The sequence below is a fragment of the Klebsiella sp. H-Nf2 genome (assembly GCF_002806645.1).
Classification (GTDB): domain Bacteria; phylum Pseudomonadota; class Gammaproteobacteria; order Enterobacterales; family Enterobacteriaceae; genus Klebsiella; species Klebsiella variicola.
In genome coordinates, this window is the sequence record NZ_PIBL01000005.1 from 1 (window position 1) to 26,129 (window position 26,129).

The 26,129-nt window shown below is 56.6% G+C and carries 24 protein-coding genes and 6 pseudogenes; 5 read left to right on the forward strand and 25 right to left on the reverse strand.

The window, feature by feature from the left end; translation table 11 throughout:
• The 15 genes and pseudogenes from CWM58_RS13880 to tssK all read right to left on the reverse strand — a co-directional run.
• Nucleotides 1-322: formylglycine-generating enzyme family protein (locus CWM58_RS13880; protein WP_227520712.1), on the reverse strand; the 322-nt coding region annotated here is incomplete at its 3' end.
• A 141-nt stretch (nucleotides 323-463) separates the two neighbouring features.
• Nucleotides 464-541, reverse strand: a pseudogene (locus CWM58_RS29540) (hypothetical protein); the annotation flags it as partial.
• Nucleotides 518-769, reverse strand: a complete 252-nt coding sequence (locus CWM58_RS29545; RefSeq protein WP_100681281.1) for a hypothetical protein — start codon at nucleotides 767-769, stop codon at nucleotides 518-520. The pseudogene CWM58_RS29540 and the gene CWM58_RS29545, both read right to left, overlap by 24 nt.
• Before the next feature lie 23 nt (nucleotides 770-792).
• Nucleotides 793-1,821, reverse strand: a complete 1,029-nt coding sequence (locus CWM58_RS13890; protein WP_165785801.1) for a hypothetical protein — start codon at nucleotides 1,819-1,821, stop codon at nucleotides 793-795.
• 137 nt (nucleotides 1,822-1,958) lie between these two features.
• A pseudogene (locus CWM58_RS29550) lies at nucleotides 1,959-2,030 on the reverse strand (hypothetical protein); the annotation flags it as partial.
• Nucleotides 2,031-2,042: 12 nt separating this feature from the next.
• Nucleotides 2,043-2,546, reverse strand: a complete 504-nt coding sequence (locus CWM58_RS13895) for a DUF6392 family protein (protein ID WP_100681128.1) — start codon at nucleotides 2,544-2,546, stop codon at nucleotides 2,043-2,045.
• Nucleotides 2,543-3,051, reverse strand: a pseudogene (locus tag CWM58_RS13900) (DUF6392 family protein). The gene CWM58_RS13895 and the pseudogene CWM58_RS13900 overlap by 4 nt, the downstream one beginning before the upstream one ends.
• 93 nt (nucleotides 3,052-3,144) lie before the next feature.
• Nucleotides 3,145-3,651: pseudogene (locus CWM58_RS28590) on the reverse strand (DUF6392 family protein).
• A complete protein-coding gene (locus tag CWM58_RS29285) occupies nucleotides 3,648-4,157 on the reverse strand; it encodes a DUF6392 family protein (RefSeq protein ID WP_100681132.1) in 510 nt (169 codons plus the stop codon). The pseudogene CWM58_RS28590 and the gene CWM58_RS29285 overlap by 4 nt, the downstream one beginning before the upstream one ends.
• On the reverse strand, nucleotides 4,158-5,513 hold the full coding sequence (locus CWM58_RS13920) for an S-type pyocin domain-containing protein (protein WP_100681133.1): 1,356 nt from the start codon (nucleotides 5,511-5,513) through the stop codon (nucleotides 4,158-4,160).
• A gap of 23 nt (nucleotides 5,514-5,536) precedes the next feature.
• A complete protein-coding gene (locus CWM58_RS13925) occupies nucleotides 5,537-8,023 on the reverse strand; it encodes a DUF2345 domain-containing protein (protein ID WP_100681134.1) in 2,487 nt (828 codons plus the stop codon).
• Nucleotides 8,024-8,173: 150 nt separating this feature from the next.
• A pseudogene (locus CWM58_RS28600) lies at nucleotides 8,174-8,298 on the reverse strand (hypothetical protein).
• A 184-nt stretch (nucleotides 8,299-8,482) separates the two neighbouring features.
• Nucleotides 8,483-10,178: pseudogene (locus CWM58_RS13935) on the reverse strand (OmpA family protein).
• A gap of 3 nt (nucleotides 10,179-10,181) precedes the next feature.
• Nucleotides 10,182-10,835, reverse strand: a complete 654-nt coding sequence (gene tssL, locus CWM58_RS13940; RefSeq protein WP_012541320.1) for a type VI secretion system protein TssL, short form — start codon at nucleotides 10,833-10,835, stop codon at nucleotides 10,182-10,184.
• A complete protein-coding gene (gene tssK / locus CWM58_RS13945; RefSeq protein ID WP_023340376.1) occupies nucleotides 10,832-12,172 on the reverse strand; it encodes a type VI secretion system baseplate subunit TssK in 1,341 nt (446 codons plus the stop codon). Before tssK ends, tssL begins: the two co-directional genes overlap by 4 nt.
• A 629-nt stretch (nucleotides 12,173-12,801) precedes the next feature.
• On the opposite strand from tssK, the gene CWM58_RS13950 reads away from it, so the two are divergent.
• Nucleotides 12,802-13,131, forward strand: a complete 330-nt coding sequence (locus CWM58_RS13950; RefSeq protein ID WP_012541317.1) for a gamma-glutamylcyclotransferase family protein — start codon at nucleotides 12,802-12,804, stop codon at nucleotides 13,129-13,131.
• A 57-nt stretch (nucleotides 13,132-13,188) separates the two neighbouring features.
• Here the strand turns inward: CWM58_RS13950 and CWM58_RS13955 are convergent, their stop codons facing one another.
• The 6 genes from CWM58_RS13955 to dgoR form a co-directional block, all read right to left on the reverse strand.
• Nucleotides 13,189-14,136, reverse strand: a complete 948-nt coding sequence (locus CWM58_RS13955) for a 2-hydroxyacid dehydrogenase (RefSeq protein ID WP_012967808.1) — start codon at nucleotides 14,134-14,136, stop codon at nucleotides 13,189-13,191.
• Nucleotides 14,133-15,446, reverse strand: a complete 1,314-nt coding sequence (locus tag CWM58_RS13960; RefSeq protein WP_100681135.1) for an MFS transporter — start codon at nucleotides 15,444-15,446, stop codon at nucleotides 14,133-14,135. Before CWM58_RS13960 ends, CWM58_RS13955 begins: the two co-directional genes overlap by 4 nt.
• Before the next feature lie 94 nt (nucleotides 15,447-15,540).
• A complete protein-coding gene (gene dgoD, locus CWM58_RS13965; RefSeq protein WP_095032996.1) occupies nucleotides 15,541-16,689 on the reverse strand; it encodes a galactonate dehydratase in 1,149 nt (382 codons plus the stop codon).
• A complete protein-coding gene (locus tag CWM58_RS13970) occupies nucleotides 16,686-17,303 on the reverse strand; it encodes a 2-dehydro-3-deoxy-6-phosphogalactonate aldolase (protein WP_100681136.1) in 618 nt (205 codons plus the stop codon). The genes dgoD and CWM58_RS13970 overlap by 4 nt, the downstream gene beginning before the upstream one ends.
• Nucleotides 17,248-18,165: a 2-dehydro-3-deoxygalactonokinase gene (locus CWM58_RS13975; protein WP_100681137.1), complete on the reverse strand. Its 918-nt coding sequence runs from the start codon at nucleotides 18,163-18,165 to the stop codon at nucleotides 17,248-17,250. The genes CWM58_RS13970 and CWM58_RS13975 overlap by 56 nt, the downstream gene beginning before the upstream one ends.
• Nucleotides 18,162-18,851, reverse strand: a complete 690-nt coding sequence (gene dgoR / locus CWM58_RS13980) for a D-galactonate utilization transcriptional regulator DgoR (RefSeq protein ID WP_012541311.1) — start codon at nucleotides 18,849-18,851, stop codon at nucleotides 18,162-18,164. The genes CWM58_RS13975 and dgoR overlap by 4 nt, the downstream gene beginning before the upstream one ends.
• 368 nt (nucleotides 18,852-19,219) lie before the next feature.
• Between dgoR and CWM58_RS13985 the strand changes: the two genes are divergently transcribed.
• Entirely contained in the window at nucleotides 19,220-19,759 is a 540-nt protein-coding gene (locus tag CWM58_RS13985) for a DUF2058 domain-containing protein (protein WP_100630701.1), read from the forward strand.
• Between the two features lie 25 nt (nucleotides 19,760-19,784).
• Here CWM58_RS13985 and CWM58_RS13990 read toward each other — a convergent pair whose 3' ends face one another.
• Nucleotides 19,785-20,483, reverse strand: a complete 699-nt coding sequence (locus CWM58_RS13990) for an RluA family pseudouridine synthase (protein ID WP_100630702.1) — start codon at nucleotides 20,481-20,483, stop codon at nucleotides 19,785-19,787.
• A gap of 190 nt (nucleotides 20,484-20,673) precedes the next feature.
• Here CWM58_RS13990 and CWM58_RS13995 point away from each other — a divergent pair, with 190 nt between their 5' ends.
• A complete protein-coding gene (locus CWM58_RS13995; protein WP_061154172.1) occupies nucleotides 20,674-21,156 on the forward strand; it encodes a cold-shock protein in 483 nt (160 codons plus the stop codon).
• Nucleotides 21,157-21,275: 119 nt separating this feature from the next.
• Nucleotides 21,276-22,175 (forward strand): LysR family transcriptional regulator, encoded by a 900-nt coding sequence (locus CWM58_RS14000; protein WP_064171071.1) that lies wholly within the window; start codon nucleotides 21,276-21,278, stop codon nucleotides 22,173-22,175.
• Here the strand turns inward: CWM58_RS14000 and CWM58_RS14005 are convergent.
• From CWM58_RS14005 to CWM58_RS14015, 3 genes are all read right to left on the reverse strand, one after another.
• Nucleotides 22,150-22,959 (reverse strand): substrate-binding domain-containing protein, encoded by an 810-nt coding sequence (locus CWM58_RS14005; protein ID WP_165785791.1) that lies wholly within the window; start codon nucleotides 22,957-22,959, stop codon nucleotides 22,150-22,152. The two genes, CWM58_RS14000 and CWM58_RS14005, sit on opposite strands and share 26 nt — an antisense overlap.
• Before the next feature lie 11 nt (nucleotides 22,960-22,970).
• Nucleotides 22,971-24,266 carry an MFS transporter gene (locus CWM58_RS14010; RefSeq protein ID WP_061156350.1) on the reverse strand — a complete coding sequence of 432 codons (1,296 nt, stop codon included), beginning with the start codon at nucleotides 24,264-24,266 and terminating at the stop codon, nucleotides 22,971-22,973.
• 305 nt (nucleotides 24,267-24,571) lie between these two features.
• Nucleotides 24,572-25,504, reverse strand: a complete 933-nt coding sequence (locus CWM58_RS14015; protein ID WP_100681139.1) for a LysR family transcriptional regulator — start codon at nucleotides 25,502-25,504, stop codon at nucleotides 24,572-24,574.
• Nucleotides 25,505-25,604: 100 nt separating this feature from the next.
• Between CWM58_RS14015 and CWM58_RS14020 the strand changes: the two genes are divergently transcribed.
• A complete protein-coding gene (locus tag CWM58_RS14020) occupies nucleotides 25,605-26,081 on the forward strand; it encodes a GNAT family N-acetyltransferase (protein WP_008804344.1) in 477 nt (158 codons plus the stop codon).
• The last annotated feature ends 48 nt before the right edge of the window (nucleotides 26,082-26,129 follow it).

Consider the following 26,129-nt stretch of genomic DNA (forward strand, 5'->3'; position numbering starts at 1 on the left):
AATCAATTTTTTTACCGGATTTTTTACCTAACCACTGACAATAATCTTTTGCCTGTTGCCAGATAACACCTGCAGGATAATCCCCCTTTAGCAGAGAAGGATGACGTTTTGCCAGTATATCCACAGGTGGATTTTTTTTATCTGTTACTTTCAAATAAACATTAAAATCATCGTTAGTGACTTTATATTTTGATATCGAAAAATCACTTAAAATAACCTTATGTAAAGTTTTATCATCCTGTTGTATGCTGAAAGGTAATTTTTGACCAACTAATGGACCAAAATCACCCATTAAAAACTCACCACCCTGAACGGGGACCATATTAGAGACCGATTTATCCACAAGTGCTTTAGCTGCTTTTTCACTCCCGGTGGTATTTCCCTGATCGCACCCGGTCAGTAAACCGGCAGCAACGGAAGCAACTACGATTAATTTTCTCATCTTATCACCTCAGCCATTGCATCAGGCAGTCATTGTACCCGTCGGATGCTGGTCGTCGATCATGGCAAGATATTCTTACATCAGGATATCCGGAATAGGTCTAAATGGTTCATCCGGGCCAACGGAAACCGGAAGGTTATTATGCAATAAGGTGAGCTTTTCGCCATAATTGGTATAGAAAAACAATTTTCGTTCTCCAATGCCTAAAAACTTAATCACATCTTTTTCATTCAATTCTTTATTACCTTTCTTCTCCCCTGGCGACAACGTCAAATGCTGCATGACATTGTTATAATCTGCCTGACTTTGTATCCACTTCAGCGCCATAAACACCGCTTGTTTTCGTCTCTTTAAAGGACCAAGCTTCCAGCTGTTAATGGAAAAAAATCATTATTCTGATTGCGAGGGTCAAGCCAGTCCATCCAGTCCCTGTCAATTAATGTGGCAATCACTGCCCCTTTTGTTTCTGGAGGAGTATATTTTAGCTGATCCGGATTAGACAAAATACTGCTCATCAAATCCACACGTTTATTTTCTTCCAGAAGATCTACTCTTAAGCTGTCCAATATATCCACAACTTGATTATATCTTTTCTCCAGTGCTTGTATTCCTTCTGCTGCTATAATTATTGGGATTGCACATAATCCTCTAAAAGCATTCTCTCCCATCATATCTTCTAACTTCTGATAATCCACATTCCTTAGCATAAACATAAAACTCTTCATAAAAGCCGCAAAGCTGCTGCCATCAACTTCAAAACCGACGTCCCCTTTAGCTCCCACTCCCCAACATAAAGCCGCTTTACAGTAAATACGAAAACGTCCCTGAATATAGGTGATATAAAAAAATCCACTTCCCCCAGCGCCTGCCTGCACCGTCATCCCTGCTTCCAGTTTGGCTATCGCGGCAAACTTCTTCTCTTTATTGACAATGGGTTTGTTATCTTTCTCAACACCTATAGCCACTGGCGTATCATCAGGATGCGGGTCAAACCACTCAATGGCTCCACTAATATTGCCTCCCGCCTGAGCACCAACAAAAACACCAATTTCACCTCCCCCCTGTGCTTCAGGTATTGTTGAGGTCTTTAAATTCACCTGCTGCTGTCCTGGTAACGGTGGGGCAGTCAGGGTTGCAGGACGGCCTTTAATGCCATAGCCCTTTCCCATTTCTCCACTCCAGTCTACTGTCACCCCTAATTCAATTGCAGCACTGGCACCAACGCTACCTGACAATACCAGTTTCATGGCAAAACGCAGTGCTCCCATATTACAGACACCATCCGGTGTCTGTGGCGTCACTTTTTTCGCCGGAAATAAAAGGCTGACACCTAACCTGTCCGGCAGGTACAGGGCCGTTTCGGCCTTCGCCTCCCCCAGTGCAAAACTGGCATGACCTTCTATTTTTCCCTCCAGTTTTTTTCTGACGGATTGTATTCAGCTGATGCACCCGCCCATGACTGTAACGCATCAGTTGGGCCAGTGCGCTAATGTCAATATACTGATGGATTAGGAAATAGCATTTCCGTCTCACCTTCATTCAGTGACGGAGAATAGAAGATAGCCAGCAGAGCAACGGTGACCGGATCATTAAGGCTCCATTAACGCTCTAATCGTTTTTTCTCCAGTACTGCCTGAATCTCTTTGGCTCGTTCCAGTGGGTAAAAAGTTACGGTTTCTACAAATAAATCTTTGTTATAGGTAAACACGGCAGCGATATATTGATGAGGGGCAGGCAGAGCATAGACCTCTTTTACCCCTATATAAATAGTCATGATGATTTCCGCATCAGCGTAAATCATGGGCAACCCGAAGCGCTCTCTAACCCACAATTGGGTCATCACCGGTTCCATACTAAATGGCATCGAATTGGGGAATAGCCAGTCAGTTTTACCTTCATCTTCGAGTGTTAATGTCACTTCTTTAAGTTTTTTTTCCGAATTATTAATAAACGCTAAATATATCCCCTCTCGTTTCATATCCAATCTGGCTGTATCATCAATGGCACCATAAATTTTTGTTTTATAAGGAATCAACCCTTTCTCAAAAATCTCCTGATAGGGCTTACCCAGTTGTTTTACCAGTGTTTCGACATCAATATTCATTTGCCACCAAGCCGTTTTTTCTCCACTGCTGTCTGGATTGTTTTGGCTTTTTCCAGTTAAAAAAACAAACAGATTTAACAAAAAGTTCCTTGTTATATGTAAACATAGCAGCCAAATATTGATTTGGGGAAGGTAATGTGTAGACTTCTTTCACCCCAAGGTAAAATGACATCATTTTTTCGGCGTCAGAATATATCATTGGCAAACCAAAACGTTCCCTTACCCACTGCTGGGTCATCACCGGCTCAAGATTAAATGGCATAGGATTAGGAAATATCCTGTCAGTTTTCAGATCATCCTCCAATGTCAACTCTACATCAGTAAGTTTTTTCTGAGAATCATTTACAAAAACCAAAAAAACTCCTTCACGCTTCATATCCAGATAGGCTTCATTTTCATCAACCGGGCCATGTGGTTTTTTCTTATAGGGAATCAATTCTTGCTCAACTATTTCCTGATAAGGCCGACTAATTTTCTTAATAAGCTGTTCAACATCAATACTCATTTGATAAATACACCTCACGTCCCTGTATCCTGCTAGTACTATCTTCATTGCGCAATGAAATGGTCCAACTGTGAGCGAACCATTGCAGAACCATTACCCACCCAACCGTTTTATCTCTAACGCGGCTTGTATTTCTTTGGCTCGCTCAATTGAGTAAAATGTGACTTTTTGTACAAAAAAATCTTTGTTATAGGTAAATGCGGCAGCGATATATTGATGAGGGGCTGGCAAAGTATAAAATTCCTTCACACCAACATAAATAGTCATGATTATCTGCGCATTAGTGTAAATCATTGGATGGCCAAGTTTATCCCTTACCCATTTCTGGGTCATTACTGGTTCAAGACCAAATGGCAGCGGATTAGGAAATAACCAATCCATTTAATTTTCATCTCCTAACCGCAAAGTCACTTCTTCAAGATTTTTTTCTTTGTTATTGATAAAAGATAAAAATATTCCTTCTCGCCTCATATTCAACCTGGCAATATCATCACTAACAGTACCCGTTGGTTTTGTTTTGCAGGGAATTAAACCTTGATCATAAATATCCTGATAAGGTTTACCTAATTGCTTCACAAGTGTTTCGACATCAATATTCATTTGCCACCAAGTCGCTTTTTCTCCAGCGCAATATGAATCTCCTTTGCTCGCTCCAGTGGATAAAAAGTCACGGTTTCTGCAAATAACTCTTTGTTATAGGTAAATGCGGCAGCAATATTTTGATGAGGTACAGGTAAGGTATATATCTCTTTCACTCCCCTATAAGCAGCCATAACAATTTTTGCTTCAACATAAATCATCGGAAATCCAAGATACGCCCGCACCCACTGCTGAGTCATCACGGGTTCCAGACCAAACGGCATAGGATTAGGAAACAGCCAGTCAGTTTTGGCTTCATCTTCTAACCTTAACGTCACTTCTTTCAGATTTTTATCTTGGTTATTAATGAAGGCTAAAAACATCCCATCACGTTTCATATCCAAACTAGCATACTTATCACTTAGAGAACCATAAGGTTTTGTTTTATAGGGAATTAAATTCTTATTGACAATATCCTGATAGGGTTTACCTAGTTGCTCTATCAATGCCTCAACGTTAATATTCATTTAATATAACCCCCTTAATCGATTCAATTTATGTAATTCATCTCTGATTTCTTCTATCTTTTCGTCACTCATGCCATACTCATTTTTAAGGCATTCAGCATTTGCGTCCCAATTTGAATTAACTGCAGCTTCAAGATCGCTAGCATCCAGCTCTTTTTTAGTCATAGTTTCACCATTTCCTGCTTGAACCTTACTATTATTTCTTCCCCCATAGGTTTCACTGCATTTCTGGTGAACAGCTGTTGGAAGAACAACTGCAGCAACTTTATCAGCCTGTTTATTTATGTATTCAATATCTTCCTCAGGATATTCATCCTCTAAAAAGAGCCGAACAGCCTCCCTGGAAGGAATATGATCGACTTGATATTTTCCCTGCCTTGAACGCCCTTTGAAATCTTCATAATAGTCAACCTCATACTCTTCCACAGGGGCTTTCTTAAAATACACATAGATTGCCGGGACAACCCCCATCGGGTCAACAATAATAAAGTCATTGAAATCCCGGTCTTCGATGGGCAATGTTTCAATATTTGGTCCCTGTTCCTCCGGGATCGGCGTTCCCGGTACGGGCGGTAACGATTCCGGGGCCGGGTTAGCCAATCCCCAGACGCTCTGCGGTTCCGGAATGGGTGTAGGCGGTGTGGTAGAGCCGCCAGCGCTCCCGTCATGGACAGTCGTCTGGCTGGAACCCCACTCAAATTTTCCCTGCCCGGCAGACCGGGACCAGACAAATGTGCCTTTAATTGAAGGATCTTCAAAACCCCATGTCTCTTTATCCAGCTGTTTTGCAAACCGCACCCGGACCCGATCCAGCCCGCTTTTTTCCCCCACCTCATAGCTGCGGGAAACCAGTTCCCCTGACTCAGGATCTTCTTCAATACGAAAGCGTACCCTCGTGCGCACTGTGCCGTTTTGTCGGGCTATTTCCCGGAGTTCATATTCCGGGACATAATCCCCCTGAATGACCGTTGAATTTACACGGGTAAAAGCGCCCACCATCATCTGGCCATGGATCAGATTCTGATAGAGCTGGTCGCCACGTATATTTTGTAGCATTTCCGTCTCACCTTCATTCAGTGACGGAGAATAGAAGATAGCCAGCAGAGCAACGGTGAGAGGATTAGGCGCAGCCAGCACCCGTGCGCCCGCGACGCCTTCTCCGACACCTGCCGCAGTCCCCGCCCCCAATGAAAGCGAATTTCCCAGCGTTGTGGCTGTTGGCCCTGCATAATAACCACTCATTGAGGCGGCCAGCGCCATCGATTCAAAAAATACCTGTGCGGGTTTACGTTCAACAACCGGCTCTTTTGCGGCTGATGATGTTTTTCCCTCTCCGGTTCCCAGTATTTGTGTCATCCCGGCTTTCTCCTGTCCATGGCTCACAGTAGCTCTATTTTTATTGATTCAGGCAATGCGGTATAAACCCTGGCCGTTTTCCCATCAGCATCTGCCCGGCCTTCGAATACCTGGCCTTTTTCAGTGGTGATGCGGTAACGGGCAAACGGAACAATTTCACCGGTCTTCTGATCTTTGACAGTAAAACGCTCTTCGAATCCTTTAGGCAATTCCAGCGGAGGCACCCGAAAATCCGCCTTACCCATTTTCTGCACATTGGCCGATTTCAGCAGAATATTCCCCGGGCAGCCCAGCTCGATATTGCCACCACTTAGCCTGATATACGCTCCCGCACAGTTCACCACCAGTTCCTCCGCCGCCGTGATTTCCACTCGCCCATCCACGCTGGTCACGGTGATATCCTTTTTCGCCGTCGCCTCCAGCGCATCATCCTGCGCCTGGATTTCCATCTTTCCCTTCGCCGCAAACAGCTTCATCCCCGCCTTTCGCGCCAGCAGGCTGACGGCTTCTCCCGCCGCCACCGTAAAACGTTTCAGCGCACTGATGTCCGTATTCTGCTGTGACACAATCCCCACGCTGGCGCTACCCGAAGACAACCGTACCGCCTGCGGACTGCTGATGCTCACGCCCTGCGGCGCATTCAGTACTATCCCCGGCTGCGCCAGCTCTTTCAGCGCATCGTTCAGCGTCTGCTGGTTGCCGGTATCCGATGGCAGGGCCTGAGCCGATTCCGCTGCCGACGCCAGGCTTTTCGCAATACCCAGGGCATTTTCAAGCTGCGCAATCGCCTCCTCCATTGCCAGCATCCTGTCGCCTGCCGAAGGCTGTTTATCCGCACTGATAAACACCCCCGCACCGCCCCGGATGCTCACCCATTTATCCGTACGCAGTTCCGCCCCCTCGCCCCGCAACTCCCTCTGCGCATTCACGTTATGCCCCAGGTTCAGCTGCGTCTTGCCGCCGTAATCGGTGCTGAGCTTGATATGCTCCTCGCCGCGCTTATCCTCCATTCGCAGCTTATTATTGGCCGGAGTACGAATCACATTGCGGGTGCTGTTTTTCTCCGTCACAGGATCGACATGCCGCGAGTCGTGCAGCGCATGCGCAATATACGGCCGGTCAGGGTCGCCTTCGTGGAAAGCAATCGCCACCTCCGTGCCCTGGATCAGCGGGAAGTGAAAGCCGTACACGTCGCCGCCGTAGGGTTTGGCGAGACGCACCGGCATGCTTTCCTGACCCTGCCCTTTCTCCTCTCTGTCAGCGTCAAATTTCACCCGGTACAGGCCGGACGCATCCTGCCAGGCGTAGATATCATTCGCCTTCGCGCTGGTCACCCGCGCCGTCATGGTGCCAGTCACCTTCGGGCGCGGCAGCAGCGGCGGACGCCAGCACAATGTTTCGCTGTAGGGCACCGCCAGCAGGGACACCCGCAGCGCCTCCCGGCGACTGGCGGTAAAACCTGTGCCGGTGATTAACAGCGGATCCTGCACGGGCGCAGGCAGGGTCGGTGGGAGGCTGTCGGTAACGGTCAGCACCTGAGCCGGCGCCAGCCAGGCTGCAGTACTGCTCGCGGTAATAAGCGTCTGGTGAGCCAGAAAACGCTCATGGTCGAGACGGGCATAGAAGTTGGCGGTCTCCGTCTGCGGGTCGATTTTATCGCCACGCTCCCGGTGACGAAGCTTATAGTGGTATACCTCACCGTAAGTGAGGCCTTCCCCATTTCCCCGGGTCATATCCGCTGTCGCCGACTGGAGAACGCTCTGCGCATCGCGGGGGTTATAATCCCGGGTAGTAACGTTCGCCTCTACGACGTTGTGGGTGATGTTCAGACCCCATATCGATTCCGCACCGCTGTCGCTCATCCCGGACGGGCTGTTTACAGGGAGTGTTTTATCGAACATCAGCGCCCGCTGCGCGTCGGCGAAGTGGACCACTTCGCTCTGGGCCTCTTCCTGCAGGGTGAAGAAATAAAATATCCCCACCTCTGCCAGCAGGCGCTGGATAAACGCCAGGTCGCTCTCCTGATACTGATTAATTTGCTCACGCCGCGGATAGTGTTGCTTGAGATTAAACTCATACTCCCAGTCATGCAGGTGATGTTCCTGCAATACCTGCTCCACCACCTCCGGTACCGATTTATTCACGAAAAAACGATGGCTGCGAAACTGTTTATCCAGCAGGAAGAGAAACGGCTGGAGGGTTATCTGATAGGTCGACTGATCTTCAGAACGATTGACGCGCCGGAAGGTGGTAATCACACCATGGACGCGTTTGCAGTCCGCCAGCTGCTGCAGTGCGCCGCCGCCCATCGTCAGCATGGCGGGTTTGCTCAGGAGCTGTGCGGCATCAATGTTTTTCTCTGCGCTGGTAAACGTAATGGTGTAATAATAAAGTTCACTCAGTTTTTCTGCCCCACTGAATTCTTCCACATCCAGCGATGCGGTACATGAAGGAATATCCAGCTGGTAACGGTTAAGGGTGGTGCCGGTAATCATTGAAAATGTATCCATTATATTCCTGTTTTACTCCGCAGTAATGACCACCAAAAATCAATTAACAGGATGCACTGTTTAATTTTGTTTAATGATAATCATCTCATTCATCATAAATATATTTATGTGCATATCGATATCTCAGATACCCCACCAGGAATTTCATAACTAAAAGGAAACCCCAGAGATATTTATATTCACTGACTGAGAAATAAAAAAAGCAGCCAGAAACCGGAACCTTCAACGTTTATCGCCGCCAGCATTTCTCTGGCAATGTCCTTAGCGCTATCTATGCTGAGCGCCTTTATCCCCTCTTTCCTGCGCTTCATCCCCGCAGAGGCCCCGCTTTGCCGACAAGATTGACTGGCTGCAGGCACGCTACCGCCCATCGCTGTTTCCTGTTTATCAGGAACCCGTAGCGCACAGGGTCAGGCAGGCATAATGTTGTTGTTCAACGTCCGCGATCGGGTTCGCGGGTTACTCGGTTTCGTTTTTTAAGGCGTCAGCCCCGGCTCCTGACGTATTAGCCGTGCCCGGCGTCAGACAGGCGTCCTTCTGCGGGACCAGACTGATCTCCACCCGGCGATTTTGCGCCCGCCCCTCTGGCGTCTCGTTGCTGGCGACAGGACGACTTGCGCCGTAGCCCTGCACCGCAAAACAGCTCTCCGGCACATCGCCGGTATCGCGCATCCAGTCGCGGACCGCCTCGGCACGCTTCAGGGAGAGCTGTTGATTGGATCTATCGTTGCCGATGCTGTCGGTATGGCCTGCCACCACGATCAGCCAGCCGGGTTTCGCCTTAATGCCCAGCAGCGAGTTCACCAGCAGCTTTGTCGAACCTGGTTTCAGCGTCGATTTGCCGGTATCGAACAGCGCCATGCTATCGAGGCGGATCGTCTGCGGCCCCTGCACAACCTGCTTAATGACCGGACGCGGCGGCAGGGGCGGCGCCCAGGCATTGATAGCGGCTTCCACGAAGGGGATCAGCCGCATCCCCTGATACAGCCCCAGCCGGTAACGCAACGGCTCTCCCCGGCGCAGCCAGTCATCCAGCTGGCGGCTGTCGGTACGCAGACGCTGCTGCGCCTGCAGCTTCGGCATCGGCGGCGATCATCTGGCGGTAGTACACCGCCAGATGATCGCCGACGCTGCGCACCAGGCTCTGGTTGTTGATAAAGGAAGCCAGCATCGCCAGCGCCAGAAAGAGGAAGCCCACGCCAGCGGCAAGACCGGCATCGCGCATCCGGCGGCTGACCCCGTGGCGGTGCGGCAGTGACGACAGAAGAAGATCCGGCAGCGGGTGAGGACCTGGCGCCGCGGCGTTGCCCGGGGAGAGCGTGGTGATCCCGGCGATTTGCTGTTGCCAGAGGTTATTTGCCACCGCCGCCACCGGTGTCAGGCAGATGCCCGCGGCACACAGGCTCAGCGGAGGAAGTTCCGCATGCCGGGCGCGGAATGGCCGGAAAAGAGCGTTTTCGGCCAAGGTCAGAATGCTCTCCAGCCACAGCGTCTGATACAGGCGTGAATCAGGGCTCCCCTCCCGCTGCCACTCGGCAACCGACTGGGGCGCTTGCCCCTTCTGCTGCACCTGGAGACCAGGCCTCTCCGGCGTGACGGTAAACCAGCGGCTTTCCCCTGCCTGGCCGCCTGGCGGCGTCACCCAGAACACGCTCCACACCAGCGGCAGACCGTTTAGCCAGGTTCGGCACTGAACGATACTCCGCCGCCAGTCGCGTAGCGACTGCGCCAGTTGCTCCCCGGAGGGGTGGTGCTCCGGTACCACCGCCAGCAGCACGGAAACCTGCGATACCAGCGCCGGACGCGCCGCCGCCAGGTACTGCGCCAGCCGCGGCAACTGCTCCGCGCTGTCTCCCCGTAGATACCAGCCGTGACGGGTTTCGCAGTGCGCCGAACGCCCGGGAAACAGACTGTCGGTATCCCCGCAGACCAGAACCACTGCCCCCTGAAAATCCTCGGGCGGCAGGACGATTTCCGATCGCTGACGGCTGACTGCCTGGCGACGCTGACGCCAGAGCGCCGCGCCGCCCACCAGCAGGATGCACAGACTGACGATCACCTGGTTGCCGATGGACAGCGGCCAGAAGCCCAGCACCAGCCACAGGGCCAGGATGACGGTCAGTAGCGTAAGCAGACGACGGGCGTTATCACGCATCTCTTATCCCTGCCCTGCTATCTTCGCCACCATCTGTGACAGCACGGCGGAGAAGGTCAACCACAGCGCGGCCAGCGCCACAATGCCAACCGCCCAGCCGCACCAGTACATCCGCCGTCCGCTGCGCAGCCGGGAGGCACGAACCACCACCGGCGCCTCCTGGGTCAGGCTGAACGGCGGGACCCGTGCGCCAAGCGCATGCGCCACGTCCTCACGCCGTTCGTCATCCTGGGCGCGGTACTGCCCGACAAATCCCAGTTGCAAAGTACGATAGAAACAAGTCAGCACCGCCGCATCCGCCGTGGGCTCTCGCAGCAGCTGGCGGATCCGTTCCCAGAGCTCTTCCCCGGCGTTGAGGGTGCTGAAAAAGCGCGCCTGCAGCGGATCCTTGCGCCACCTGCGGTAGCCATCATCCTGACTGGCGCGGTTGAGGACGCTCTCATCGAGCAGGGCGCAGTAGGCATAGAGCATCTGTTCAGCGCTGGTGTCACTGATTCCTGCCGCCGTCAGCGCCTCGCGCGCCTCGGTCACCCATCGACAGGCCTGACGATAGAGCGCCTCGCCATCGGTCACCGGCTGGCCGCAGCGTAACTGGCTGACCATCAGCCAGCCCGGGTAAAAAGTTTTGTTGATCAGATCGCTTTCAGAGGTATTCATGAGCGCAGTACCGCAAAGAGTTCAAGTTTCACGTCGCCAAGCGATTCCGGGGTATAGAAGGTGCAGTTGCCGGCCTCCAGCATCGCGCGGGCGGCATCGGTGGAGAGATCCAGAGCGAAATATTGGTTTTCCAGACGTAGCGGAATGGCCGCTGGCACGTGGCTCAGCGGTTTGATCGCGATGCCGCTGAGGGCAATATTGACGACCTCAGCGACATCATCATGGCTACCCGCCTTACAAAGCTGCGGAAAGCGGCTCTGTAGCTGGTGAGGGGGGAGTGAAGAGCGCACCGACAGATAAAAATCCGCCCCCTCGCGCAGTCGCGCATCGTGTAGCCTGCCCCGCCAGATCTCCCGGTCGGCGCCCTGCTCCAGAGCGATGGCGATCACCCTTGAGGGCAGGCTGACTTCGAGCAGCGTATCCAGCAGGGCAAACAGCGGCGGGAATACCTGCTCCGGCGAGGCATGCCGGTAGCGGGGGATTGCTTCCAGATGATGTTCAAGGGAGAAAGTCAGCAGACTGCCGGCCAGCCTGGCCAGTTCACGATAGAGCAGCTCCGGATGGCGCGAAGGGTCCTGATGCAGCTCGCTGAGCACCGGCTCGGCGCTGTTCAGCGCGTTGAGCAGCCAGAACAGGGAAACATCCGCCACGGCAAAATCAGCCATCCGCGCATTGCTTTCACGGCGCATGGCCATCAGGCGTCTGCGTCGGGCCTGCAGGCGATGTAACAGCTCGCCCAGCTCGCTGACCAGCGTCGGGCTTGCCGCCAGCGACAGCAGCGGCGGGATGAATTCCGGGTCAACGATCCACTGCCCCTGGGCGTCGCGCACCAGACGCGCTACCGGGCAGGTGAGGAAGGCCGCGTTTTCCTCGGTGGAGAGACGCAGCGTCAGCGCGTGCCGCAGAACGGCCAGCTCGCTGCGTTCATGGCCGGCCAGCTCCTGCACGGTCACCTGCTCGGCGCGCCAGCGGCGCGGGCGGGCGCTCTCCTGGCCGTCATCAAGATTGCCGCCGCTGGCGCTGAGCAGCGGCAGAGCAAGCACAACCTCCACGCTGTCCAGCATCACGCCCGAGACATCGCGGACCGGTGGCAGAGTATCCGCCAGCTCGGTGTCAATCAGCGTTCCGTCGGCGAAACGAACGATCAGCCGGGTGGCGTTGAGCCGGGAAAGGGTGAGCGCGCTGGCGTCAAACTCCGCGCGCAATACCCCCCACGGGTGGGCGAGCGCCATGCGGGAGACCGTATCGGCGACGTGCGCATCCCAGCGAGCCTGTTGCTGAAACTGCTGCGGGACCAGAAAAGCCCCGTCGCGCCATAATGGGCGGAAAATCTTCATTGCACCTCCTGTGCCTTTCGCTTTCATTGGTCTGCAGACAGGACCAAATGCCCGGTCGGATATCCTTCATCCGCCGTACGTTCGCCTCAGCCTTTGCCTTTGCTCTGGCCTGTTCATCACTAGCGGTTTTTCTCCCGAACGTCGTTCGGCTCGATTTATTGCCTGCCGCTTCAGGGAAAGGAAATATCAACTCTGCCCGCGAGGGTTTAGAAGTCAGATGGTATTCTTTGTACAAGGGAGGTTTATCATAAAGCGAAAAAGCCAGGGGAGGTAACGCCTGGCCCTAAATAATATCTGAATTCAACCTACGGCTGCTTTTATGGCTCTTGTTTAATCCATTGAGAAGGAATATTCCATAAGCTATCGTTTTATTATTTCCCCATTGAATGTTAATTAGCGAATTAGTCTCTCCGTCAGGCTTATTTATATTGATCTTAAATATAAATAATAAAAATATCATCGCAATCGATATAGCTTCATTAGCGCCGAGGCCAAAGCCTCCCCCGGCATCAGAGAGATGCCCGGAGGGTTGCCCCGCCCCACCCGGCCATTGCCAGGCGCTGAATTACCCCGTATTTTGGTTTTCCGCTCCGCTGTGGGCGGGTATCAGGGCGAACGAGAGAGAGAAAATGAAACCGCTATTTGTCTATGGGACGCTCTGTCCCGGTCGCAGCAATGCGCACATTCTGGAGGCGATCGGGGGCGAGTGGCGTCCCGGCTACGTCACCGGCACCTTTTACGCGCGCGGCTGGGGCGCAGCCGCCGATTTTCCGGGGATCGTCCTCGACGCTCACGGCCCGCGGGTCAACGGCTATCTGTTCCTGTCCGATCGGCTGGCGGCGCACTGGCCCATGCTGGACGACTTTGAGGAGGGGTACGATCGGGTGCCGGTGGAGGTGACCACCGACGATGGACAGCAGGTCAGCGCCTGGATTTATCAGCTTCAGCCCCGGGAGTAATCCCCGCCGCGAACACGCTGTACAATACAGCAGCCCAGCGCGTTCACGGCGTTGCGGTCAGTCCGCCAGGCTTTCCGCCACTGGAGTCACCAGCGCCTTCTTCTCAGCCCAGCAGGCAACGTTATCGAGCACCAGTTGCGCCATCGCCGCGCGGGTACTCCAGGTGGCGCTGGCCATATGCGGTGTGACGACCACATTACTGCGCTGCAGCAGCCCGGCCGGTACCGCCGGTTCATGGCTGAAGACATCCAGCCCCGCCCCGGCGATAATCCCGCTCTCCAGCGCGGCAACCAGCGCGGGCTCATCAATCACGCTGCCGCGCGAGATATTGATGAGGATCCCTTTCTCCCCCAGCGCCGCCAGCACCGGCTGGTTAATGAGCCCCTGGTTTGCCGCCGTTCCCGGCGTGCAGATAACCAGAAAATCACTCTCCGCAGCCAGGGTCAGCAGATCTTCCCGCCAGGCATAATTTAGCGCCGGGAGACGCTTGCGGTCATGATAAGCAATCTGCATGGCGAACCCCTCGCAGCGCCGGGCGATGGCCTGGCCGATGCGCCCCATGCCCACGATGCCGACCCGCGAACCGGAGACTTTTTGCGTCCACGGAAAACCGCCCGCCGCCCACTCGCCCGCTTCGATAAACTTGTGGGCGGCGACGATCTGCCGCGAGGTCGCCAGCATCAGGCCCAGCGCCAGATCCGCCACATCGTCGGTTAACACCCCCGGCGTATGGCTGACCCGCACCTGGTGCTCTGCAGCCGCCTGCACATCCACGCCGTCATAGCCGACGCCAAAGACGGCGATCAGCTCCAGCGCAGGCAGGCTGGCGATCAGCGCTCGCGTCACGGTGGCTTCGCCGTTGGTGATGAGCACGGTAAAGGTGCCGGCCAGCGCGCGAAAGTCGGCGTCGGTGAGTGCTGTCAGCTCCACGAGGTGATAGCGTCGCGCCAGTTCCGCAGTCAGGGCATCCGGGAGCGACGCCTGTTTTAACACGTTCAGTTTCATAGCTTATCTTCTTTCAGAGAGTGGAAGGCGGAGGGTTTCTGGCCGCTCCGGGAGACGATGATGCCGATAACTCCGCCGAGGGCCAGCGCCACGGCGACGATCAGCAGTCCGGAGTGATAGCTGTTGGTCAGGTCCTTAATCTTCCCGAGCAGCGCCGGCAAGCCTAAGCCGACAAAATTGGCGATGGTGTTGATAAATGCAATGGAGGCCGCGGCCGCCACGCCCGCCAGCTTCTCGGTGGTCACCGCCCAGAACACCGGCGTTAGCGCGAAATTAAAGCCCACGGTGAGCACCAGCAGCAGATAGGCAACCAGCAGGTTGCCGGCATAGATGGCGACAGCCAGCGAGAGACCGGCCAGAATCAGCGGCAATCCCATATGCCATGCCCGCTCGCCGGTCAGATCCGAATGACGGCCATTGAGGTACATAAACAGGCAGGCGAAAATAAACGGCACCGCGGACAGCAGACTAATGACCACATCGCTCTGCTCGCTGACCATACTTTTGAGGATCAGCGGTAAGAAAAGCGTGATGCCGATGGAGCCGAACGCCTGCAGAAACCAGACCAGACTCAGCAGGAGTACCACTTTATTTTTCAGCGCACTGAACCAGGAGGCGTGTTGATTGACTACCGCGCCGCGGTTATCAGCGGCAATCTGCGCCGTCAGCCAGCCTTTCTCCGCCTCAGAGAGCCATGCCGCCTTTTGCGGGCTGGAAGGCAGCAGCCAGAGCACCAGCGCCCCCAGCACGATGGCGGGAACGCCTTCAATGGCGAACAGCCAGCGCCAGCCGGCAACATCGGCGATGCCATGCATATTTAAAATCAGCCCCGAGACGGGCAGCCCGATGATCGACGCCAGCACCGATCCCATATAAAAGAACGACATCGCCCGCGCCCGGTTGCGCTTCGGAAACCAGCAGGAGATATAGTAAATAATCCCTGGGGTGAATCCCGCCTCCGCCATGCCGAGTAAAAAACGCATAATATAGAGCTGGGTCGGCGTCTGGACGAACGCCATGCCGGCGCTCACCATTCCCCAGGTGATCATTATTCTGGCGATCCAGATCCGCGCCCCCACCCGGGTCATGATCAGGTTGCTGGGAATTTCGAAAATAATATAGGAAATATAAAACATGCCGACCCCAAGGCCGTACATGCTGGCCGTTAATCCCAGATCGGCGTTCATTTGCAGCGCGGCAATGGAAATATTGGTTTTATCAAGATTCGCGACAAAATAGCAGATAATAATAAAGGGGATGATTTTGCTGTTTAGCTTTTTTAATGTAGAAGTACAGAGTTCAATGCTCATAATAATAACCCCATGACTTTGCCTCGGGCAGGGGAAGACCGCCCGCACCAGGCAAAGATTGATATTAAGAATCGCAGCAGGTATTAACCGGGGACTACCACTCGGCGACCACGCCATCGGCAAGGCGCCAGACGGGGTTCCGCCAGTCAGGAGCGCGTCGGCTCATCTCGATCACTTTCTCTTCGTCGATGTCGACCCCCAGCCCCGGCTTCATTAACGGCGTAAAGTACCCACCCTCCATATTGAAATCGGCTTTGTTTTTCACGAAGTCGAGTAACTCGGCGCCCTGGTTATAGTGGATCCCCATGCTCTGCTCCTGGAAGACAGCGTTGTAGGAAACAAAGTCCACGTGCAGACAGGCGGCCAGCGCGATGGGGCCTAACGGGCAGTGCGGAGCCAGCGACACGTCCGCCGCTTCCGCCATACCGGCGATTTTGAAGCATTCGGTGATGCCGCCGGCGTGAGAGAGATCGGGCTGCAGAATAGCCAGGCCGCCGGCCTCCAGCACCCGCTTGAACTCAAAGCGCGAGAACATGCGCTCGCCGGCGGCCAGCGGGATCGCGGTTTGCGCCGCCAGCCGCGGGTAGTACTCCGCCTGCTCGGCCAGCACCGGCTCTTCGATAAACAGCGGCCGATAGGGTTCCAGCTCTTTAATCAGCAGTTTCGCCATCGGCGCGCTGACGCGGCCATGGAAATCGAGGCCAAATTCGATGTCGTTGCCAAATGCTTCGCGGATCTGCGCCACCGTGTTCACCGCCGCATCCACCGTGCGCGAACTGTCAATCATCCCCATTTCCTGACAGCCGTTGAGCTTGAAGGTATCAAACCCCATCCCGCGCAGCGTCTTAATCCCGGCAATGACCTCGGCAGGCCTGTCTCCTCCCACCCAGCTGTAGGCTTTGATTTTATCGCGCACCAGGCCACCCAGCAGCTGCCAGACCGGCGCATTTAACGCCTTCCCTTTGATGTCCCACAGCGCCTGGTCAATACCGGCGATCGCGCTCATCAGGATCGGCCCGCCGCGATAAAAGCCGGCGCGGTACATGACCTGCCACAGATCGTTGATCCGTGCCGGATCCTGGCCAATCAGATAGTCCCCCAGCTCATGTACCGCCGCCTCCACGGTGCGCGCCCGGCCTTCGACGATCGGCTCGCCCCAGCCGACTATCCCCTCGTCGGTTTCAATCTTGAGGAACATCCAGCGCGGGGGTAAACGCCAGGTGGTCAGTTTGGTTATTTTCATTTCACAACCTCTTGATACGCCCTAACAAATGCGGCGGCCTGCTCTGCGGTCCGCGCTACCGGCTGACCGGCGCGATAGAGATCGCTGCCCAGCCCCGCGCCCGCACAACCGGCCTCGATCCATTGCGCCAGGTTTTCCGGCGTGACGCCGCCGACGGCAAATACCGGCACCGACGCGGGCAAAACCGCTTTCAGCGCCCTGATGTAGTCGGGGCCAAACGCCGAAGAGGGAAAAATCTTCAGCGCCTGCGCCCCGGCCTCCAGCGCGGTAAACGCCTCGCTTGCCGTCGCGCAGCCGGCGCAGACGGTCATCCCGTGCCCGACGGCCCGGCGGATCACCGCCGGCTGCACATTGGGGGTCACCACCAGCCGCGCCCCCAGTTGCGCCAGCCGATCGACCTGCGCTTCCTGCAGCACCGTTCCGGCGCCAATCAGCGCCTGCGCGCCGTAGGCCTCGACCACGGCCGGGATGCTCTGCTGCCATTGCGGTGAATTGAGCGGGATCTCCACGGTGTCGAACCCGGCGGCGATCGCCGCGCCGACGTGCGCCAGCGCCTCGTCAGGGGTGATGCCGCGCAGAATAGCGATCAGCGGAAGTGAGGTTTGCCACTGCATGTGCGATGCTCCTTATACCAGCCAGAAAGGCATCGTCGCCCGACACTGTCGTCACCTGGCGCCCCAGCAGCTGAAAAGCCTGCTGATAGCGCGCGGTGAGGGACGGGCCGGCAACGATCGCGATAGCCTGTTCGTCGGCAATGAAGGCGCGCATGCTGGCCACCTCGGCGCCAATTAACAGGCCGGATAGATACTCGCTCACCTGCTCCCGGGCCAGCGCCCCCAACAGGTGCGCGGCGCGGGTCTCAAAAAGCTGTGGCAACACCGCGGGTGCGGCCAGGCCGCGCGCCAGCCCGGCGTGAAACGCCGCCGGCGCAGCCTGCTGCTCGGGTAATCCCGCACCGATCAGGGAGTGCGTCAGCAGCAGATGGTGCAGTTCGCCGGTCATCACCGTGCGAAAGTCTTCAATCCGCCGGCCGTCGGTTTTGACCCATTTGCAATGGGTGCCGGGCATGACATACACCGCCGCAGGGGCCAGCAGGCGTGCGCCGAGGAGCTGTGTCTCTTCGCCGCGCATGACGTTGTGGTGGTCTTCGCGGGAAGTGCAAAGCCCGGGGACAATCCAGATCCCTTCATCTACGGCGGTCAACTGGTCGCCAATGGCCGTAAAATCGGCGGGAAGCGGTAAATAGGGCGCGTTCTTCCAGCCCACGTTGCTGCCTACCATTCCCGCCATGACCACTGGGGTATGCCCCTCCCGCCAGCCATGGATTTGTGTCGCTAACACCGCTGCCGGCGATTGACCGTTCAGGCGGGCGATCCCCACCGCCGACTGCCGACTGTCGAGGCAGCGTTCGCCCTCAAACAGCCAGGCGCGAAAATTGGTCGATCCCCAGTCAACAGCGATGTAGCGAGATGTCATGTGATTTCCTTCAGTCTTCGTGTCGAGCTGGCGATCATGGTGAGCGCCGCCTGCTCTGCCGCGTTGCTGTCCTGATGGCGAATCGCATCGAACAGCGCCTTATGTTCCTGGAGCGTTTGCGGCATGTTGGCCTCATCCCCCATCCAGGTCCGTTCAAATATCGCGCGCTGCAGCGAGCTAATCGCCACGCTGAGCTGCTGCAGCACCGGGTTATGCACTGACGCCAGCACCGCTTCGTGATAGCGAATGTCGGCTTCATTAAAGGCATCGCGCTGCTGGTTGTTGGCGATCATGTCATTCAGCGCCGCCTCAATCTGCGCCAGATCGCTGGAGGTGGCCCGCTCTGCCGCCCAGCGGGCGATCGCCGGCTCCACCAGATTACGCACTTCGCTCATCGCCGCGATGAGCCCCGGGTCTTCATCCTGTTCCAGCGCCCATTGCAATACGTCGCTGTCGAGGAAATTCCACTGGCTGCGCGGCGCGACGAAGGCGCCGCGATAGCGTTTCATCTCAATCAAGCGCTTCGCCTCCAGCGAGCGAAAGACTTCGCGGATGATGTTGCGGGAGGTGGCAAACTCCTCGCACAGCTCAGCCTCCGCCGGCAGCGCCGCGCCGGGAAGATATTTGCCGCTCACAATCTGGCGGCCCAGGGTCACCATCAGCCGATCGGTTTTAGTCAGGTTCATAGCGTGTCCTTAACGGGGTTATGCCCGGTTACTTTACTCCGTTCAGCGCATTTCCACCCAGTCTGGTAGTACAAACGTGAACCTGTTCATCCTTGCCTGTGACACATAGTAGTACTATTAATAAAAATTGTACTACAATCAAGATCACAAAAAAGACAACTCATAACGAAAAAGGATCGTCGGCTTGCCAAAAATGGTGGTGAAGATCCTTCGCCGGGGACGGGAAAGATGGGCCTGCGAGGCTGGGTTAACGCGGCTTCGGCGGGGGGCTGTCAGGCTAATCGGGGTAACGAACGGTTGGTAGTCTGGCGTCGTTTCGGCCAATGCAGGTATACTTGGCAGATGTTTCCTCAGTTTCAGACACGCAGATGACAAAACTCACCTTACAAGAGCAGATGCTCAAAGCCGGCCTGGTCAGCAGCAAAAAAATGGCTAAAGTCCAGAGAACGGCGAAAAAATCCCGCGTTCAGGCCCGTGAGGCCCGGGAAGCGGTGGAAGAAAATAAAAAAGCTCAGCTGGAGCGCGATAAGCAGCTCAGCGAGCAGCAAAAGCAGGCGGCACTGGCGAAAGAGTATAAAGCCCAGGTGAAGCAGCTGATTGAGATGAACCGCATTACGGTCGCCCGGGGCGATATCGGCTTTAACTTTACCGATAATAATCTGATCAAAAAAATCATGGTCGACAAGCTCACCCAGACCCAGCTGATTAACGGCCGCCTGGCGATTGCCCGCCTGGCGGTGGATAACAAGCCCGAAGGTGAATACGCGATTATTCCGGCGGTGGTGGCCGAGAAAATCGCCCAGCGCGACGCCAGCAGCATCGTGTTGCACAGCGCCCTGAGTCAGGATGAGCAGGATGAAGACGATCCGTACGCCGACTTTAAGGTGCCCGACGATCTGATGTGGTAACCCCGGGCTTTCCCGCCGCGGGCAATCAAAACGGGCTCGCCTGCTGGATATGCATCGGCTCATGGCTGACGGGGTGGACAAAGCGCAGTTCGCTGGCGTGCAGCATCAGCCGCGGAGCCTGTTCCGTGCCAGGCAGCTCCCGGCCACCGTACAGATCGCAGCCAAGGATCGGATAGCCCAGCAGCTGGCAGTGGATGCGCAGCTGATGGGTGCGCCCGGTCTCCGGGGTGAGCGCCACTCGCGTCAACGCCAGCGCCCTCTCTCCTTCCCGTGACTGATACAGGCGGTCGATGACCCGATAGCGCGAACGCGCCGGTTTGCCGTGCCGGGCGCACAATGACATGCGCGGGAAACGGGCCGGATCTTTGGCGATCGCCGCCTCCACTATCCCCTCGTCTTCCACCAGATGGCCACACAGCAGCGCCGTATAGACCTTGTCCACCGTGCGCTGGCTGAACTGTTGGCACAGCAAGGCGTTAATGCCCTTGTTGCGGGCGATGACCATCAGGCCGGAAGTGCCGAAGTCCAGGCGGTGCACCAGGGTGCAACCCGGAAAGCGCTGAACCAGCCGGTGATGCACGGAGTCGAGGTTGCGTGGATCTTTACCCGACAGGCTCAGCAGCCCGGCCGGTTTATTGATCAGCAGCAGGTGTTCATCCTGATACAAGAGGGTGATCTGTTCGCGGCACGGCGGCGCGACAAAGGTATCGATAATGGTGGACATCAGGCGGCCCGAAGAAGGAGTGGCTGGCGATAGTACCCCATTTTGGCCGCCGGCACGACGCTGGCGCACAATCCGCCCTCGCGGCGGCGCCATTTATCACCCACACTTATCGCAAAGGCATGGCCTGCACAGGCAATGTGCTTTACACTGCGCGCTGCAAAATTTGTGTTAACCAACGAGTAATACGGTAATGGCGATGAACGGAACAATCACAACGTGGTTTAAAGATAAAGGTTTTGGATTTATCAAAGATGAAAACGGCGAAAATCGTTATTTTCACGTGATTAAGGTCGCCAATCCTGATCTTATCAAGAAAGACGCGGCGGTGACTTTCGAACCTACCACCAACAATAAAGGGCTGTCGGCCTACGCGGTGAAGGTCATTCCGGAGAGCAAATATATCTATATCGCCGGCGAGCGGCTGAAGCTGACCTCCATCAAATCCTATGTGGTGTACCGGGAAGAAGAGCCGGTCGAGACCCGCGTCGATAAAGAAAACGCCGTGCTGTCGGTCGGGCTGCTGATGAACAGCATCCGGCCAAAATCCGCGGTGCAGTCGGGGGAGATGCGCTCGGTGAAAAAGCTGGCGATCACCACCTTTCAAGGGACAACTCTGATCTTCTCGGAAGACGAAATCGATATCGATGCCACGGTAAAACTGCTTAAGGTGTAAGCCCCGGCGCGCGGTTTCCCGCGCGCCCGAAGACCTGCCCGATATGCTATATGCTACCCGCCATCGCCCCTCGCCGGACGGGGCGATGGCGCCAGACAGCCGATAAGGATGCCGCCGCCATGCCCGTAAATTTTGACTTCAACGATCTCTACGCCTTTCGCGCCCTGATGGAATATGGCAGTTTTCGGCTGGCGGCCGAATCCATCTGCCTGTCGCAGTCGGCCCTCAGCCGACGTATCGAAAAGCTGGAGACGGCGCTGGGCAACCGGCTGTTCGAGCGTACCACCCGGCGGGTGACCCTCACGCTGTATGGGCAAAATTTTGCCGAACGTTCGGAGCAGCTGCTGGCCCATGTCGAGACGGTGCTGGCGGATATCAGCCAGGTCAGCAAGGCGCGCACCGGGCTGGTGACGGTGGCGACGGTGCCCTCCGCCGCCTACTACTTTATGCCGGAAATCATTCGCAGCTTTCAGGCGCGTTATCCCCAGGTGCGCATCCGGTTGATTGACAGCAGCGTCGGCAATGTGATCGAGGCCGTCAGCAGCGGACAGGCTGACTTTGGCCTCTGTTTTGCCAAAAACCTGCCAGCCAGTCTCGAATTCACCCCACTGGCCGACGACTGCTATGTGGCCGCCTGTCGGTACGATCATCCGCTGGCGCGCAAGACGCACCTTAGCTGGCAGGCGTATTTTGAACAGGATTATATTGGCCTGGATCGGGTCTCGGGCAACCGGACGCTGCTCGACCGGGAGCTGGCGCATCTAACGCCGGCGCGGCCAAGTATCTGCGAAACCCGCCACGTCACCACGATGCTGGGGATGGTGGAAGCGGGCATCGGCATTGCCGCCGTGCCCGCGATGTCAATGCCCGCTGGGGAGCATTCCGTTCTCCGCGCTGTGCCGCTCACTGACCCGGTGGTCACGCGCACGGTAGGCCTGATCCGCCTCAGCGGTCGAATTCAGTCCTACGTGGCGGCAGAGCTGGAGAAGCTGATTATTGAACAGTATCCTTCTGGCTGACCGGCGCGGTGGCGGCCACGCTTCGCATGCCGGTGGCGTGGATGGTCTCCTGCGCCGCCGGTGAAGCCAGATACGTCAGCAGCGCCTTGCCTTCCTGCGGGTGGTCAGCGCTGATGGTCACCGCCCCGGCAAAGCGGGTGATGTACTGCAGGTTATCCGGCAGTTCACCAACGAAGGTCACGCCGGGTACCGGCAGCAGCTCGCTCACCTGCTGAAAACCGATCGCATACCGTCCCTTCGCCACTTCCGAGGCCACCGGAATGCGCTCCACCATCTGCGCTTTGCTCTGCATCGCGTCATCAATGCCCAGGGTGTGGAACAGCGTCGAGCTGACATAGCGTCCGCTGGCGCTGTCGGAGTAAGCGACCGACGGTGCGGCCAGCAGCGTCGCCCGCAGCTGGTCTGCACTGTGGATAGCCGGCAGCGGCGCCCCCGCCTTCACCACCACGCCGATCGGCGAGTCGGCCAGCTCCCGGCGCGAATCCGGTTGCGTACGGCCCGCTTTCTCGAGGCTGGTCAGCGCGTCCCCGACCATAATCACCACGTCCGCGTGTTCGCCCCGCGCCAGGCGATTAGGGATCGCCTGAGGCGTTTTCCCCATCGACGGGCCGGGGATCACCACGAGGTGGTTGCCGGTTTGTTTTTCCCAGGCCGGGGCCAGCTTTTCCAGCGCCGCTTTGAAGCCGCCGGAGATCATCACGGTGACCTCTGCGGACAGCGCGCTGCCGCCGGTGGCGGCCAGCAGCAGCGTGGCCAGCAGGGTTCCTGTCGTTTTACGCATCATCTTCTCCCTGATTAACGTGCTGTCTGCAGCGCAACGGCGCTACGGCGATAGAGGTAGCAGGTGGCCAGCAGGCCGCAGACCGCGGCAAAGCTCATCCAGTAGCCGGGAGACGCTTTATCACCGGTATACTCGATCAGCGCCGTGGAAATCACCGGCGTGAAGCCGCCAAATACCGCGGTCGCCAGGCTGTAGGCCAGCGAGAAACCTGCCACGCGCACTTCGGCGGGCATAATTTCGGTCAGCGCCGGGATCATTGCCCCGTTGTACATGCCGTAGATAAACGACAGCCACAGCAGCACGCTCAGCATCATCAAAAAGCTCGGCGCGTTCGCCAGCATGGTCAGTGCAGGCCAGGCGGTAGCCAGCGCCAGCAGGGTCATGGCAATCAGCACCGGTCGGCGGCCAAAGCGGTCAGACAGCGCCCCGCCCACCGGCAGCCAGAAGAAGTTGGAAATCGCCACCAGCAGCGTAACCAGCAGGCTGTCAGAGGCGCTGAGCATCAGCACCTTTTTACCAAAGGTCGGCGCATAGACGGTGATCAGGTAGAACGCGGTGGTGGTCATCGCCACCATCATCATCCCGGCGATAACCACCTGCCAGTTCGCCAGCAGCGTGGCGAACACCTGGCGCATCGCCAGATGATGGCGGCGGGCCGTAAACTCCTGGGTCTCCTCCAGCTTACGGCGCAGGACAAAAATGAACGGTACGATCAGGCAGCCGAAGACGAACGGAATGCGCCAGCCCCAGTCGCTGATGGCGCTCTGCTCCAGCACCGCGTTGAGGGCAAAGCCCATCGCGGCCGCCACCATAATGGCAACCTGCTGACTACCCGACTGCCAGCTGGTGTAAAAGCCTTTGCGGCCCGGCGTGGCGATCTCGGCCAGATAGACCGACACCCCGCCCAGCTCGGCGCCAGCGGAAAAGCCCTGCAGCAGACGGCCGATCAGCACCAGCAGCGGCGCCCACAGGCCAATGGTCTGGTAAGAGGGGATCAGCACGATCAGGAAGGTGCCGGTGGCCATGATCGACAGGGTGACGATCAGTCCCTTGCGCCGCCCCACCTTGTCGATGTAGGCGCCAAGAACGATGGCGCCGATGGGGCGCATCAAAAAGCCGGCACCAAAGACCGCGAAGGTCATCATCAGCGAGGCGAATTCACTGCTCGCCGGAAAAAAGGTATGTGCGATGTAGGTGGCATAAAACCCGAACAGGAAAAAGTCGAACTGTTCGAGAAAGTTACCGGACGTGACGCGCAGGATGGCGCCGATCCGGTCACGGGTACTCATCAGTGAGGTTGTCGAATGCATGCAGGTCTCCAGTTTGTTATCCACGCGTTGTCGCGCGCCTGTTGCTGAAGACTGAAACAGAACCGGGAACGAAATAAGCGTAATAAACGCATCCATTAATGCATTTTACGCATGAATAACATTTAATTAATTAACATTACTTTTACATACAATCATTTAACACATGCCGTGCTAACCACGCCGCGTGTGACGGCGAAAAAGTCAGTTTTCCGTTTTGTGACCGAGGCCAGGGTACGTCACCGTGGGTTGACGGCATAAAAACCCTGGCCTGGGGTGAGGATACACGCTGCCGGCCGCAAAGCGCGTCAGGAAGCGGAAGCGGCAGACTCCCCCACCAGCGTCTGCAACAGAGCGATCAGCCAGCGGGTAGCCTCGCGTTTCCCGCTGCGTTGGTGGGCGTAAATCTTGACGTCAAACGGCGGAACCGGAAACGGCAGCGGGAAAATGGTCAGCCGGGCGGCGCGGGCCATCGTCTCCGCCGCTCGCCGGGGCAGCGCCATCAACAGGTCGCTCTGCTCAATAATGAAGGGGGCGCTCAGCATCGAGGGGGTTTTCATCGCCACCTGCCGCGAATAGCCCTGCCGCTCCAGCTCACAGTCCAGCACCCCCTGCTGCTCATTCCACGGGGTCACCACCAAATGACGTGCCGCAAGGTAGGCGTCCAGGGTCAGCGCCGTCCGGTCGGCCTGGCTGATGACCACATATTCGTCCCGCAGCCAGTTAATCTCCTCAAGATCGGGATGGGCTGGCTCGTCAGGGGTATTGAACCCGAGGGCCAGGTCGACCTCGCCCGCCAGCAGCTCGGTCAGCGCCGGGCTGTGGGGCAGATAACGGAGCTCAAACCGCAGCCCGGGCGCCTCACGCTGCAGGTGATGCATCAGCGTCGGAAAGACGCAGAACGCGGTGAAATCGGTGATCGCAATCTGCATGCAGTCGGTGCTGGCGGCCGGCACAAACGCCGCCGCCGGCGTCAGCTCCTGGTTGAGAAACTTCAGCGCCGAAGCAATAGAGGGCGCCAGCTGGCTGGCATAAACGCTGGGGCACATCCGGTGCCCTTCGCGATAGAACAGCGGATCGTTGAGGGCACTGCGCAGCCGGGAAAGCGCATGGCTCAGCGCCGAGGTGCTCATCGCCAGCTCTTCCGCCGCCAGGCGCACCGAGCGGGAACGATAGACCGCGTCAAAGACCGGCAGCAGGTTGAGGTCAATCCGGCGCAGGACAGGATGCATAATATTCATCGTTTGCTGATTTCATTGCACTTAATTCTTTTCACAATACCGCTTATCCTCAGGGTCAGCAATTTTGCTCTCTCTTTTGACTATTGATACAGGACGCCCCATGAGCATCACGATCCGCCAGGCCACCCCGGACGACGCCACCGCTATTTACGACATGATTTATGAACTCGCGGTCTACGAGAAAGCCCCTGAAGAGGTGGTGACGACGGCAGAGGAGATCAGAGAGACGCTGTTTGCCAGCGGCAGCAAAACCGAAGCGCTGATCTGCGAGGTGGCGGGCAAAGCGGTGGGCTACGCGGTGTTCTTCACCAGCTACTCCACCTGGCTTGGACGCAATGGTATCTATATGGAGGATCTGTACGTGACCCCCGACTATCGCGGGATTGGCGCCGGAAAAGCGCTGCTGAAAACCATCGCGCAATATGCTGTACAGCGTCAGTGCGGGCGTCTGGAGTGGAGCGTGCTCGACTGGAACCAGCCGGCGATTGATTTCTATCTGAGCATTGGCGCGCAGCCGCAGGATGAGTGGGTGCGTTATCGCCTCACGGGCGATGCGCTGCGTGCCTTTGCGGAGTAAAGCGGCTCGCCAGCAGGTCGGCGCCAGGCGTCGACCTGCTGGCCGCGG